We start from the raw sequence: 12,910 nt of genomic DNA on the forward strand, positions 1-12,910 counted from the left end.
GGTGTGCTTTACTGAAAAAAGATGGCTAACAGCCGTCTTTCAAGGATCTTCATCCCTAGGGACTTATTACCCATGAACGACAATTTGACCTCTCAAGTTCAGTCCACCTCGTTGCTAGGTGCAGCTCCCTTGGACTGGAATAACGCAATGCGCACTATCTCTTTAAACTTGGTGGCAAAGACGCCTGGCGTTGGGTTCTTCGTCAAAAGTCTGGTCGATATTTTCTGGCGCCCCTCAAGTACGGACATCTGGGACGAGATCAAGCAAAAAGTTATCGAGCTGGTTGATAGCGCGGTCTTGCGCAAGGAATTCGAGACCTATCAACACGAAGTCGATGCCCTAAGAATCTCGCTCAATCGCTATGCATCCGAAAGAGCTCTAGCCGAAAAAGCGGCACACTTGGCCGCCTGCCTGGAGTCGGCCACTCGATTGCACCAGTGCCTGACACGTTCATCCAACATGATCCATCTATTGCCGGTAACCATCACATTCTCATACGCCCACCTGACAATCCTGCGTGAGCGCGTGCTCTATGGCCGCGATCTGTATGGCGAAACGGACCCGCAACGGGCTGAGGAACTTGACGAGACAATAAATGAATATAAGGCATTCTTTGTTAGAGCCATGTCTGCCGTCAAAACTTGGCGCCGATCAAAAATTTCCGATCATCAGCATGGCTCTGGCGGCATCGTTCGCGATCAAACACGCACGATCAGGGACGAGGTCTCAGGCGATTCGATCGTATTTGTCAGTACACGAAGTACAGTGGACAACATCTACCCGCAAATGGCCGAAGCCGCCAAGCGCCGCCTGTTCAACCACTGGTATCAGGAGTTCTTGAAGATCTACTTGCCCACATTTCTCCTGGACAACTTTCGGCCCGGCCATGAACTGGACCTTCCTTGTGTGGACGCTTCGATGCGCACCTATGTCCACGGTCCCTATTGGGTGGATGAGAAGCTGAATTTTCTAAACCTGACGTCGTCGCCAATCGGCAGAATCGACCGTGTAGAAGCATGGACATCAGATCTTTTGAGCCAGATTACCGTTACAAACTCCACAAGTTCGGGAGTGAGCAATACGGTTATTGGCAAGAAGATCAGTGGTCAGGCGCCACAAGCGGCGAATATGGACGGCTGGGAACTAACAGGCATTACCAGCCATTGGGGAATCGGGGTGCTTAACGGATTAACACTTCTTGGTCAGAAGCCTACTTACGCCCCTCACAATCCTGAAGATAGTTGGCTTGACGAGCTTGTAACCTATCATCCCGCTGGCTCACATTCTGGCTCCAGCGAGCTCAAGGCCAGGACAATCCAACCCCAGGACCTTGACCCCAATGTGGATTGGGTACTGGTGGGTGACCGTTATGTTTCTCGCAGGTCCCTGAGTGTAGAAATCGACATGTATAAATTTAAGCCGGACCGCACTCCCAAACATTTCAAGCACGGTGGGGTTGAGAACTTTCGCTGCGTAGCAATTCGAGGTCAACTGGGGCAGTCGTCACACGGCCACTCAGCGCTGTCAGCCGTTGAATTCGAGTTCGCCTACTATGAAGAAGACTTCAAACGCTAGGTAAACGCCCCAGCTTTGCTGTTTCGAACCTCAGATAGGACATGCTAGTTAAGTTGCAGAACCCTGGGTTTGGTGCTTAGGTCATTTGATCTATCGGTCCCCGGTGCACTTGGCGACCTGTCAGGCGCGATCATCGACGGGCCCTGGTTTCCCTGCCACGAGATCCATTCCATGGACGCACAAGCAGCTGTCGACGGTATCCGCGCTCTCGGGGGGAGGTATGTGGTGACCTTTCTGGGCTTTTCAGACGCGGGTTACGAGGATGAGTCTCAAGCCCGGGAGGTGCTCTTGGCGGAACTCAAGACCCTCGATCCGAGGCACACTATCGTCTGCTCCGGCGCCACCACAGAAGGCATCGGCATGGTTTATCCGCTGGCGCTACGCGAGGGGTTCCGCACCGTGGGCATCGTATCGTCGCGGGCACGGGCCGAGGGAGTGCACTTTTCCAGGGATTGCGAGTGCGTGTTCGTGGTGGACGACGATACTTGGGGCGGAAAGCAGGCCAACGAGCATCTATCCTCCACCTCACAAGCCATAGTGAACGCCAGCGACGTGATGATCGCCATCGGCGGCGGTGCAATAGCCCGCGATGAACTAGAGGAAGGGCGCAGTAACGGCAAGCTTGTACGCTTCTACAAGGCCGATATGAATCATGCCCGCGCCAAGGCCAATGCCATCAAAGACGGCAGGCCAGTTCCTTGTTCGTTCTGCGGCGACGCCCAGACGCTTTTCCAGGACGCTAGCAGGGAGTAAGAGGCATGAGGAAATATGCTGTCGTCTTTGTGCACGGGCTGGCAAAGAAACCTTCACCAGAAAAACTCGCGCAGATCTGGCGTTGGGGGCTGGAGCGAGGGGACACGCCTGCACCTTTTGACGGGGGCAACCCAGGGATCGATCTCGATATCCTGGGAGTGCCGAGTCTCTTCAACTACTACGCCGACGTTTTCTACGGCACCGACTACGAAACGGATCTCGACGCGTTCTACGAATCGGAGAACGATGCCATCGCCGATCAGGAGAATGTGGAGCAGGTGGCCGGTGAGCTTGCCATCCCAACACCGGTCAACGAAAAAGAGGCGAGATTCCTCGCAGAGGTGGAGCGCAAAATGCGCGAAGTACCTTGCCCTGGCGAACCGCCTGACCTCATGACTCTGTCCGTTGCACAGCAAGCTGCACAACTCGAGATAGTGTCCTGGCTGCCGAAGCCTGTGAAAGAGGCGGTCATCAAAAAGGCGGCGATGGAGGCCTATTATTTCCTGTTCGACAAGGAGTATGTCCGGCCGGTCGATGGCGTGACCTTCAAGGTGCGGGCGGAGCTGCGCAAGCGCCTGATCGATGACCTGAAAGAAGCCGCGAAGCGGGCGCATAACCTGGTTCTGGTGACCCACAGCATGGGCACGATGATCGCGTATGACGTACTACGCAACTGTAAGGATTGCCCACCGGTGGAGGTACTGTTTACCTTGGGTTCGCCATTGGGCATCACCGAGGTACAGGAACAACTACGAGCCGAACGCATGCCGCCCATCGACTTTCCGCCAGCACTCGGTCGCTGGATCAACGTCTATGACCCTCTCGACCCTGTCTGTGGTATGGACCCGAAAATGAACGACTACCATCCCACGGCGGGGCGCAAGGTGGAGGACGTGTGTGAGAGCAATTGGGGCAGTTGGCGCCACACCATCACTCACTACTTCGCTGGCAGACAGTTCCGCACGTTGCTGGCGCAGGCCCTCGAGGTACCGCGTTGATGCCGCTCCTGTCAGTCAGCGAGCTCGCGAACGCACTGAAACGCGGCGAGTATCCAAACCCTCCGTTGCAGTTACTGACGCAAGCTGTGCATTTCCTCACGGACGAGGTGCTTGGCAGCCAGCGGACCTCTCCGAAGAGCATCCGTGACGCCATGGACCTGCTGCGCAGGCACCGCCATTTCGAACACGTACATGAGATCGGTGTCGCCTGGCACGACACACATGGCTGCGACGCTGTCATCCAGCGCCTACTTGCCCAGGCCAAAGTGGAACTCGGGGCTCTGGAGGGGGCCGACGAATTGCTCGACGAAGTCGACCAAATGGCAAGCAAGCACCCAAAGGATCTCGAATACAAAGCCCAGGACAAGGACTACAACGCTTTGCGCGGACGTATCCGCAAGCAACGGTTTGTGCTGACCGACAACGTGAATGTGCTCGACGAATCAATCGCCTACTACCAGAAGAAGCAGCATGCAGAGCCGAACTTCTTTCTCGATGTCAACGTGCTGGCGCTGCGCGTCTGCCTGCACGAACGGATAGCGCAGCAGGTCGAGGCGTTGATTGACCTGGCTCACGATGTCCTGAAACAGGCATCCGTGGCGATCCGAACCAAGCCTGCCGATCCCTGGGCGCTTGCGACTGCTTCCGAGGCATGTCTTGCGTTAAACCGCTTTCTACCGGACGAGAACTGGTGCGACTGGGCCGAGCTGTGGCTCTATCGGTTCCTGGCGCACCCTAAGTGTGGGCCGTTTGAGATGGAGAGCTATTTCCGCCAGGTGCGCGAAATCTGGAATGGAACACCACTGGATGACTCTACGTGCGCAGGCCGCCTAGCCAGAATCTTTGAAGGTCATGTGTTGCGCACCCAGCGACGCTGGTCTGTGGATGCCCGTCAAATGCAGTGGCTTCAGCAAAACCCCGAGGAGCTGGAGAAAAACTTCTGCGGAGAGAAGTCGTTCACTGTGGGGGATATCCGCAGGATGCTAGCTCTCGCGCCAAACATCGGCTGCGTGATGAATGACAAAGGTGTGCGTATGGGCACCGGTTTCCTGGTACAGGGGTCAACGTTTGGCCATGAGGGCCTGCTGTTCGTCACCAATGCACACGTCATCAGCGATAACTTGCCCAAAGCGATACACAGCGCAGACGCGCGCGTTACCTTCGAGACCGAGGCAGACAGCGGCATGCTGCCTTGCCTAGTGCAAGAGATTCTGTTCAGTTCGGAGCCGGGGCAACTCGGCAACGTAGCCGAGGCGCCAGGCAAGCTGGACGTGACCGTCTGCCGTTTGAACCGAACACCGGTCAGCGCAGATGGCCTTCCCGTGGCGGCAACCATTCCCTGGCCCTCGCCGCGGACCAAGGCATTTGTTGTCGGTCATCCGCGCGCCGGGGAATTGCAGTTTTCGCTCCAGGACAGCGTCCTCCTCGATGTCTGCGAAAACGAACGACTGATGCACTACCGAACGCCCACCGATCCTGGCAGCTCCGGCAGCCCGGTGTTCAACAGGGAGTGGGAGGTCGTCGCTCTGCACCACGCGGGCTCGCAGACGTGCCGGCGGTTGTCTGGTACTGGCTGCTATGAAGCAAATGAAGGCATCACCCTGCAATCAATTCGTCAGCACTGGAAGGGGATCTGAACGGAATGGACGGTAGAGAGGCTCAATCCTCGACCCAAGGAGGGCAGGGCCGGAACTTGCCCAGCCCGCACCAAGCGATTTGAGTGCATTCAGTTGCCGCCACGATATGCGTGTCGAGCGTAACGGGTTCGACGTGTTCATCTCGCTCGGTGAGATGACTCGGTAATGACCAGCGGTCCCAGAAAACGGGGCGCTGGCGATCCAGGAGCCGCGCGGTAAATGGCGCGTTCTTCCAGATGTTCTGCATGCTTCAGTAACAGAGCGAAGCCGGCGATTTCGCAAAGAAACTGCAACGCCTGGCCAATCGCGGTCCGAGGTGTGTTCAACAAATGACGTACATTGCTCTGTGCATCGCTGGCATTCAGTTATCGTGCGAGCTTGGTTGCGCTGAGTAGCGGGTACCACTTCTAGTTGTCGCTTGCATCGAATCTATACTGACCAGGCCTCTCCCTGGCTATCGGATGTATCCCTTATCTCACTCGCAGAACCTAATTACTTGGTAATGAAGGTATTTAGTGGACGATATCTAGCTCGAAGCTATGTAGTTTATTCGAAAAAATAAAGTTAACGCCTTCACGTTTCCTTGCTTTTCTGAACTAGAGTAAATGTGGCGCAGCAACATCTACAAAGAGTTAGTCCTGCAGCCGAATGGGCGACTGAGTACACGACTACGGCTAAAGTGCGAGTTTGTTCGGATGCCATGCACTGCATTTCCAGCAGTCGCTAGACAGGCGTATAACCATACACCGAGCAAGGGAGGCTCAGATGGCATCTATTTTCATCAGCTATCGACGGAAAGATTATGCGACTGGAGTTAGCGCACTTGAGCAGCATTTGCGAAGTTGCTTCGGGCAAAGGTCGATTGTGCTTGATCAAGACGGATTTCTCGGTGGCACGGACTGGCGAGCGGAGATGAGGTCTGCGGTCATTCAAAGCAGCGTTGTTATTTGCGCAGTTGGGAATAGCTGGTGCGAGCCATCATTATCCGAGAGCGGTCCGGATTACTTGCATGAAGAGCTCAACGTTGCCCGCAGTCTCGGCAAACCGGTCATTCCCGTCATCGTCGGCAATGGCGAAGGAAAGCCAGACCTGAGCAAGCTGCCCGCCGATATCGCCTGGCTTGGCAAGCTACATGCCGTGGACTGTACAGGGCCTGAGCTGGGGCGAATCAAAGCGCTCGAGCGCGCCATCAGCAGTAATATCTCATCCGATACTGCCCAAGGCGGGACGTTGATAGGCGCCATGTTTACCGATCTTTTCTACAGCCTTCTGTACCCGGTGAGTGCAGGTGGGATTGCGTTACGTGGTACGGCTTCAGGTATCACATCGGCATTGCTTGGTGTCTGTCTCTCCACGGCCGCGCTATTTATGCTGGGTATGGTGCTATTTAAGGACCTCGATGCACTGGAGTCTTTGGGTAAAATCCTCGGAGTGATCTTCATATTTGTCGGCCTTATCTACGGACTGGCTTCGTTGGTCATACGTCTGGGACCTGCTCGGACTCACGCGCGTGGGCGGTTTGCATACTCACTGAGGTTCTGTGCTGCGATCATCAGTTGCTGCGTGCTTTACTTCTCTTTGTGGGCAATTTTTGCCCCAGAAAACGTCTTAAAACAGCTGACGAATGTTTGGGAAGAGGGGGGCGTAGTCGTAGTACCACCAGGCAACATTGAGGGACTCACTGAGTTGCCAGCACATATAGATCTTGTATTGATCATTTTTAATCTTAGCCTGATATTCCATCTGCTCTACATTGCATGGGGCTTTGTTCGCAGTATGGCGGCGGTCGTGCGAACTGGCCGACTGTCAGCGTTCCTGTTTTTTTCGGCCTTGGTTGCAGGGATCGGAGCGATGGGATGGATTACCTTATCTATCAGTACCGAGACGCGAACTCCGGACAAGAACATAGTGCGGATGGCGGATCAACTACCACGTGAGTTCTCACTCTCCAACGGGGCTGACAAACTGACGGAAACGGGAACGGAGTTGATGCCCATCAAGATCTATGCTCGCGGAACCGCGCGGTTCGATCACAATATGGTGATCTTGGACTTCAAAGAGTTGAAAGTCGAAAACCGAACAGACGGTTCCATCGTTGCGGACCGCATTCACTTTACGCTGGCGCAACGCGTTAATGGAAAGTTCTCATGGACCGACCCTGTTCCATACAGTAATAAAGTAGCCATAGGCACGGTGGAGGGGCAGAGTGAACGTCGCCTGGAAAATTTCTCGTTGCGAGCCCGGCTGCATCCCAGTATGAAATCTGGTGAGACTGTGCTGACGGTATGGGTGACCATCAACTCCAAGAGCGAGTATCCGCTCGGCGACGGTGGCGACGCCATCTTGCGTTGGTGAGTGGGGGCCGCTCTAACAACCAGTTGTCATCAGTAAAGTTGAAAAAGCTACCCAACTCGCTGGGTAGCTGATTAAACACAACAAGGCGATAAGGATTGAATCTTGGATTCGCAGAAAAAAGTTTGTTTGCTCTACTGAGAGCGTTTGACCGATTTGCGCAAGTGCTGAATTCAATCGGCGCCAAGGTGCCAGAAACGATGCTGTTGTTTGTTGATGAGCTGTCGAATTTTGCTGAGGTGTATTTTCGCTGGCTCGTTGCCGCGGCGGCTGGGGACTGTCATTGAACTTCGCCAGGACGCCAGGAACCGCAGCATTCAATAGCGCCAGAAAACCGGGGTAATCAGTACCAGCACCGTCAGGATTTCCAGGCGCCCCAGAAGCATGCCGATGGTCAGCAGCCATTTCGCCGCATCAGGCAGCGATGAGAAGTTGCCGGCAGGCCCGATGATGCTGCCCACCCCGGGGCCGACGTTGCACACTGCGGTTGCAGCGCCGCTCAATGCCGTCATCCAGTCCAGGCCGATCAGGCCAAGCCCCAGGGCCAGTAGTGCAATGGTGATGGTGAAGAAGAACGAGAACGTCAGCAGCGAGCGCACAATATCCTCGTCGATGGGATGGCCGTTGTACTTTTTCTGAATCACCGCCCGTGGGTGAATCAACTGCTTCAGACTGCTGATCAGCAGACTTGCAGCGACCTGGAAACGGAAAATCTTCAAACCACCAGCCGTGGAGCCCGAGCAGCCGCCGACAAAGGTCAGGTAAAAGAACAGCAACACTGCAAAACTACCCCACGTGGTGTAGTCACCCACGGCGATGCCGGTGGTGGTGACCACTGACGTCACATTGATCGCCACAATCCGCAGTGCGTCCCACCATCCGTAATCGCTGTGCCAGGACAGCCAGGTTCCCACCGCCAGGGAGATGACGATGAGGAAACCCAGGAAGCCACGGACCTGATGATCCTTGAACAGTGCACGCCGATTGCCTCGCAACGTCGCCACATAGAGCGTGAAGGGCAGGCTGCCGAGGATCATGATGACCACCGCGATCCAGTGTATGGCCGGTTGAGTCCAATGTCCGAGCGAAGCATCGGAAGTCGAAAAACCTCCAGTTGAGATCAGTGACATGGCGTGATTGACCGCTTCGAAAGGCGTCATCCCGGCAATCCACAGCGCCAGGGTGGCCAAGCCGGTGAGCCCCAGATAGACCAGCAGGATCGACTTGGCTGCGACGTGGGAGCGAGGCGCAACCTTTTCCGACCAGTCCGAGGATTCGGTCTGGAACAAGCGCATGCCCCCGACCCGTAACAATGGCAGCACCGCCACTGCCATGCCGATGAAACCGATACCGCCCAGCCAGTGCAGCATGGAGCGCCAGATCAGCAGACCAGGCGAGGCCGAGTCCAGCCCGGTAAGGACGGTCGAGCCTGTGGTCGTGATACCAGACATCGTTTCGAAGAAGGCATCGGTGTAGCTGATGTGGTGAATGAACACCATGGGCAATGCGGCAAAGATACACACAACCAGCCAACTGCCTGTGGTCAGCAGGTACATGTCGCGGGGCCGCAGTTGAGTGCCTTCGCGGCTGCGCTGCATAACCAGCAACAGGCCCGTGACAAAGGTAATCATGCTGGACCAGAGGAACGCGGACAGCTCCTCGTTGCGGTCATGGATCAGTAACGTGATCATCGGAATAGCCATGCTGATGGCCAGGGTGATCAGAAAAATACCCAAGATAAAACCGATAAGTCGCATTGCCGCGATGGACATAAAAACCAGCCTGCTGAGTGATAACCGCGCAGCATCGGATATCTGTGCCTGGAGCGCTATAAAGTTTCAGTAAATTTTTGCCGCGAGGGCGCTTACGCCATTGAAGCCCTGCTTCATCCGTTGTGTTGTTCGATGTTAAAGTCGCCGCCATGAAATTGTCCCGCCCCGACCGTTCGCTCATTGCCTGGACTCTGTATTTTTGTGTCCTGTTCAATGTGTTCGCCTGCGGTTTGGGGCACGGCCAGATGATGGGCTTTGCCCTCAACGGCGTAGGCGGGCAGTTCTGCTCCTCCCTGGGCAGCAAGGCCCCGGTGCAGACATCCGACTTCAGCGACCAGAGCGCCAGTACCTGGGCCGGCAGTTTTTCCTGCCCGGTCTGTTCGGGAGCCGCGCTCAGTCTGGTCCTGCTGTTTTGCCTGAGCTGGCTGCTGCGTATCGGCCAGTTGCGACGCCGTACGCTTGAACCGCGCTGCAAGGCGCCCCCGCGCTATTCCTGGCCATCGGCCAACCCCAGGGCTTCTCCCCACGCTTGCGCATGACCTTTGTTAATCGCACGTCCCCCGGTCAATGGGCCGAGGACCTGTGCATGGTTATGGCTGAGATGGAAAGGAGCACGAGATGCCTCGAATCATTCAAGGTTGGCAACAGCGCCTGCTGCCTGTAGCCCGCAAAGCGGGCAAGCGACGCTGGAGGCTGACATGCGCGCACTAGCAATCCCTTCTGGCGCCTCCCGTCTGGTGAGTAAAAGCACACGGGTAAATAACCAGGGCGACTTTCTGCTGCCGTTTCCCGATTACCCGAGCAACGCTCGCAGCTTCGTGCACCTGGATGCGCGCCTGTTGCCGTACTGGCACACCCTGTTCGATGTCTGTCCGGGGCTGCTCAAGCTTGATCCTCCGGATGGCTTGAATATCTTCCGCGGGTTCATGACCTGGGCCTATCGCAATCATCCGCCGCTGAACTGGACCTATTACCTGAGCGTGTGCCGCTGGCTGCTGGGTTCACGCTACCAAGCGCGGATCAACGAGGAGCACATAGAGGCGTTCATGAGCGCAGCGGCTGCGCGCTGGATCAACACCGACGACAGTCAGGCACGCGGCCTGGTGCTGGCCTGGCGCGAGTCACCGGACTGGGTGTTTGACTGGAAGGTGGCATCGCGTTCGGTGCCGGCGGGCAATGGCGAGCCGGAAGAATATCCGCCGGTGCCTTGGGACTTTGCCTGGTGCCCGTTAAGCGCCAAGGGAGGCTCGGGTTTCCGGCGCTGGTTGCCGATTCCCTGAGCCCGGCATCGGTCCAACGCCTTGCGGTGCTTGCTGAGCGGCCTTGGCGCAAGCGCTGACTCCCGGCAGACGCAAGGTCTGCCGGGGTCCTTGCATTACTGCGGCAGCAGCACGCTGTCCACCACATGAATCACCCCATTGGACTGCATGACATCGGCGATGCTGATCGCGGCCTTGGCGCCTTTGACATCGATGACCCAGAGCTTGCCTTCATAGGGTTTGACGGTCAGCGCTTCGCCCTGGACGGTCTTGAGCGTGACCTGTCCGCCATTTTGCTTGGCCTCGGCCATCAGTTGCCCGGCGGTTTGGGTTCCGGGCACCACATGGTAGGTCAGGATCTTCGTCAGGTCGGCCTTGTGCTCAGGCTTGACCAGAGTCTCGACCGTGCCGGCCGGCAGCTTGGCGAACGCCTCGTTGGTGGGCGCAAACACGGTGAACGGGCCTTTGCTGTTGAGGGTGTCCACCAGCCCCGCGGCCTTGACCGCCGTGACCAGGGTGGTGTGGTCCTTGGAGTTGACCGCGTTCTCCACGATGGTTTTGCTGGGGTACATCGCAGCGCCACCGACCATCACCGTATCGGCGGCGAAAGCGCTGAGGGGGGCAGCGACGGAGAATACGGCGAAGCAGACAGCGGCCAGGCGTTTGCTAAAGGTTTGCATGATGCAGCTCCTCGATTATTCGGCCCTCCTGATGAGGGTGCTGAATGTACGGTGCGCATCGGCAAACGGATGCAGCGCTGGCCGATTTTTGCGGCCAGCGCTCGGTCAAGCGACTCGGAAGCGCCATCCCGGGCTGCGCTGCAAGCGCAGAACAGGGCAGGGCGCGCGGCGCCTTACTTCGACATCCAACTGATCACCGCTTGGTAATCCTCGGCGCTGCAATCCATGCACAAGCCACGGGGCGGCATGGCATTGAAGCCTTCGGTCACGTGCTTGACCAATACCTCAGTGCCTTGAGCCAGGCGCGGCTTCCAGGCTTGCTGATCGCCTTTTTTCGGCGCCATGGGCAACTGCCCGCTGTGGCAGGCGGTGCAGGCGCGGTTGAACACTGCCTGTGGGTCCTGGGCGGCGTGAGCACTGGTGAATGCGAGTAAACAGGCGGCGGCCAATAGGGTCTTCATGACGGTCCTCATCGTGTTCTTATCATCAGTTTGTCGTGCAGCTGCGCGATCAAGGCAGTGTAGGGAGGGGATTCTTACGCACCCACTGCGACAGCCAGCCGCAGTTGCCGGCGGCGAGTGCCCGGTTGGGCGATCCGTCTGGAGGTGACCGTCGCCCCATGGCAGGTTGTCGCACATCAGGCCGGCAAAGCCTGCGTGCTACATTGCCGGCCGACGGGATGCTTTCTCCAGGCAGGGTTACATCACGTCACTGAGTGCCGGTGTTTCGCGAGGAGCCCGGCACTCTCATGATCTACTACCGGCACCGCATGCGGCAGGTTTTCAACAGCTTGTGGGTGGCGCTTCAAGGCCGTGCCGTCGGCGTCGAACAGATGCAGGTTGTCGACTTCCAGCTGCAGTTCGACCCGATCACCCGCCTGCCATCCGGCACTCACCTCACAACGACAGACCAGGGGCTCGTCCTGACCTGTTTCGAGGTGCACATAGGTTTCGCTGCCCAGGTATTCGACCCCGGTCACGACGATGCCGGCGGCTCCCTCAGCCGCTTTGAGCGAAATGTGCTCCGGGCGAATCCCCAGGCTCAGCGGCGTGTCTGCCGCCAGGTTCGAACTGTCGAAGGGCAGGGCGCTCATGCCCCAAACGGGGGTGTCGACCAGGCTGGTTTGACCAGGTGTATGCAGGTGCGCCGCCAGAAAGTTCATTCTGGGCGAGCCGAGAAAGCCGGCGACGAAGCGACTGGCCGGACGTTCATAGAGTTCGCGCGGTGAACCGACCTGCTCTACGCGACCGCCGTTGAGCACGACAATTTTGTCGGCCAGGGTCATGGCTTCCACCTGATCGTGGGTGACGTAGATGATGGTCGAGCCCAGTCGAGCATGCAGGCGGGCGATCTCGTTGCGCATCTGTACCCGCAAGGACGCATCCAGGTTGGAAAGCGGCTCATCGAACAACAGGATGTCCGGTTCCCGCGCCATGGCTCTGCCCATGGCCACACGCTGACGTTGCCCTCCAGACAGTTCTTTGGGCTTGCGTTGCAGCAGTTTGTCCAATTGCAGGATGTGCGCCGTTTTCAGCACCCGCTCGCGCAAGCTGCTCTTTTCAGTCTTGGCCAGTTTGAGACCAAAACTGATGTTGTCGTAGACGCTCATGTGCGGGTATAGCGCATAGGACTGAAACACCATGCCGACGCCACGCTCGCGCGGCTCCAGGTCGTTGACCCGTCGCCCATCGATCAGCAGGTCGCCGGCGCAGATCGAATCCAGCCCTGCGACCAGTCGCAGCAGGGTCGACTTTCCACAGCCCGAAGGGCCGACGAAGACCACGAATTCACCCGCAGCGATCTCCAGGCTGACATCACGAAGAATCCGCACGCCGCCCAATTGTTTGTTCACGTTGTCTAGCTTCAGTTTGATCACGATGCTGT

At 57.3% G+C, this 12,910-nt stretch carries 12 protein-coding genes; 8 read left to right on the top strand and 4 right to left on the bottom strand.

The window, feature by feature from the left end; all coding sequences use genetic code 11:
* Positions 1-72 precede the first annotated feature (72 nt).
* The 6 genes from J5M73_RS06560 (at position 73) to J5M73_RS06585 (ending at position 7,602) form a co-directional block, all read left to right on the top strand.
* Positions 73-1,575: a hypothetical protein gene (locus J5M73_RS06560; RefSeq protein ID WP_207815177.1), complete on the top strand. Its 1,503-nt coding sequence runs from the start codon at positions 73-75 to the stop codon at positions 1,573-1,575.
* Positions 1,576-1,746: 171 nt separating this feature from the next.
* Entirely contained in the window at positions 1,747-2,328 is a 582-nt protein-coding gene (locus J5M73_RS06565; RefSeq protein WP_102865040.1) for a hypothetical protein, read from the top strand.
* Positions 2,329-2,333: 5 nt separating this feature from the next.
* Entirely contained in the window at positions 2,334-3,326 is a 993-nt protein-coding gene (locus J5M73_RS06570) for a hypothetical protein (protein WP_102865039.1), read from the top strand.
* The gene (locus J5M73_RS06575) at positions 3,326-4,963 is read left to right on the top strand and encodes a serine protease (protein ID WP_207815178.1); all 1,638 of its coding nucleotides are present in this window, start codon (positions 3,326-3,328) and stop codon (positions 4,961-4,963) included. The genes J5M73_RS06570 and J5M73_RS06575 overlap by 1 nt, the downstream gene beginning before the upstream one ends.
* A 765-nt stretch (positions 4,964-5,728) precedes the next feature.
* The gene (locus tag J5M73_RS06580) at positions 5,729-7,318 is read left to right on the top strand and encodes a toll/interleukin-1 receptor domain-containing protein (RefSeq protein WP_207815179.1); all 1,590 of its coding nucleotides are present in this window, start codon (positions 5,729-5,731) and stop codon (positions 7,316-7,318) included.
* 95 nt (positions 7,319-7,413) lie between these two features.
* Entirely contained in the window at positions 7,414-7,602 is a 189-nt protein-coding gene (locus J5M73_RS06585; RefSeq protein WP_207815180.1) for a hypothetical protein, read from the top strand.
* 30 nt (positions 7,603-7,632) lie between these two features.
* Here the strand turns inward: J5M73_RS06585 and J5M73_RS06590 are convergent, their stop codons facing one another.
* On the bottom strand, positions 7,633-9,087 hold the full coding sequence (locus J5M73_RS06590; protein WP_207167935.1) for a TrkH family potassium uptake protein: 1,455 nt from the start codon (positions 9,085-9,087) through the stop codon (positions 7,633-7,635).
* Positions 9,088-9,236: 149 nt separating this feature from the next.
* On the opposite strand from J5M73_RS06590, the gene J5M73_RS06595 reads away from it, so the two are divergent.
* Together J5M73_RS06595 and J5M73_RS06600 are read left to right on the top strand one after the other, a co-directional pair.
* Positions 9,237-9,626, top strand: a complete 390-nt coding sequence (locus J5M73_RS06595; protein ID WP_115582395.1) for a DUF2946 domain-containing protein — start codon at positions 9,237-9,239, stop codon at positions 9,624-9,626.
* 159 nt (positions 9,627-9,785) lie between these two features.
* The gene (locus J5M73_RS06600) at positions 9,786-10,367 is read left to right on the top strand and encodes a putative natural product biosynthesis protein (RefSeq protein WP_102865035.1); all 582 of its coding nucleotides are present in this window, start codon (positions 9,786-9,788) and stop codon (positions 10,365-10,367) included.
* Positions 10,368-10,462: 95 nt separating this feature from the next.
* Here the strand turns inward: J5M73_RS06600 and J5M73_RS06605 are convergent, their stop codons facing one another.
* The 3 genes from J5M73_RS06605 to ugpC all read right to left on the bottom strand — a co-directional run bounded on the left by J5M73_RS06605 (position 10,463) and on the right by ugpC (position 12,902).
* On the bottom strand, positions 10,463-11,026 hold the full coding sequence (locus J5M73_RS06605) for a fasciclin domain-containing protein (protein ID WP_102865034.1): 564 nt from the start codon (positions 11,024-11,026) through the stop codon (positions 10,463-10,465).
* A gap of 173 nt (positions 11,027-11,199) precedes the next feature.
* Positions 11,200-11,487, bottom strand: a complete 288-nt coding sequence (locus J5M73_RS06610; protein WP_115580028.1) for a c-type cytochrome — start codon at positions 11,485-11,487, stop codon at positions 11,200-11,202.
* Between the two features lie 242 nt (positions 11,488-11,729).
* Positions 11,730-12,902 carry a sn-glycerol-3-phosphate ABC transporter ATP-binding protein UgpC gene (gene ugpC / locus J5M73_RS06615; protein WP_207815181.1) on the bottom strand — a complete coding sequence of 391 codons (1,173 nt, stop codon included), beginning with the start codon at positions 12,900-12,902 and terminating at the stop codon, positions 11,730-11,732.
* Positions 12,903-12,910: the final 8 nt, after the last annotated feature.

Source organism: Pseudomonas sp. 50_B (genome assembly GCF_017491625.1).
GTDB classification, from domain to species: Bacteria; Pseudomonadota; Gammaproteobacteria; order Pseudomonadales; family Pseudomonadaceae; genus Aquipseudomonas; species Aquipseudomonas danubii.

What these genes read in the sequence shown, in the direction of transcription:
- J5M73_RS06605 (WP_102865034.1), bottom strand. Translation starts at nt 11,026, where the DNA reads ATGCAAACCTTTAGCAAACGCCTGGCCGCTGTCTGCTTCGCCGTATTC.
- J5M73_RS06590 (WP_207167935.1), bottom strand. Translation starts at nt 9,087, where the DNA reads ATGTCCATCGCGGCAATGCGACTTATCGGTTTTATCTTGGGTATTTTT.
- J5M73_RS06610 (WP_115580028.1), bottom strand. Translation starts at nt 11,487, where the DNA reads ATGAAGACCCTATTGGCCGCCGCCTGTTTACTCGCATTCACCAGTGCT.
- J5M73_RS06595 (WP_115582395.1), top strand. Translation starts at nt 9,237, where the DNA reads ATGAAATTGTCCCGCCCCGACCGTTCGCTCATTGCCTGGACTCTGTAT.
- J5M73_RS06565 (WP_102865040.1), top strand. Translation starts at nt 1,747, where the DNA reads ATGGACGCACAAGCAGCTGTCGACGGTATCCGCGCTCTCGGGGGGAGG.
- J5M73_RS06560 (WP_207815177.1), top strand. Translation starts at nt 73, where the DNA reads ATGAACGACAATTTGACCTCTCAAGTTCAGTCCACCTCGTTGCTAGGT.
- J5M73_RS06570 (WP_102865039.1), top strand. Translation starts at nt 2,334, where the DNA reads ATGAGGAAATATGCTGTCGTCTTTGTGCACGGGCTGGCAAAGAAACCT.
- J5M73_RS06600 (WP_102865035.1), top strand. Translation starts at nt 9,786, where the DNA reads ATGCGCGCACTAGCAATCCCTTCTGGCGCCTCCCGTCTGGTGAGTAAA.
- J5M73_RS06575 (WP_207815178.1), top strand. Translation starts at nt 3,326, where the DNA reads ATGCCGCTCCTGTCAGTCAGCGAGCTCGCGAACGCACTGAAACGCGGC.
- J5M73_RS06580 (WP_207815179.1), top strand. Translation starts at nt 5,729, where the DNA reads ATGGCATCTATTTTCATCAGCTATCGACGGAAAGATTATGCGACTGGA.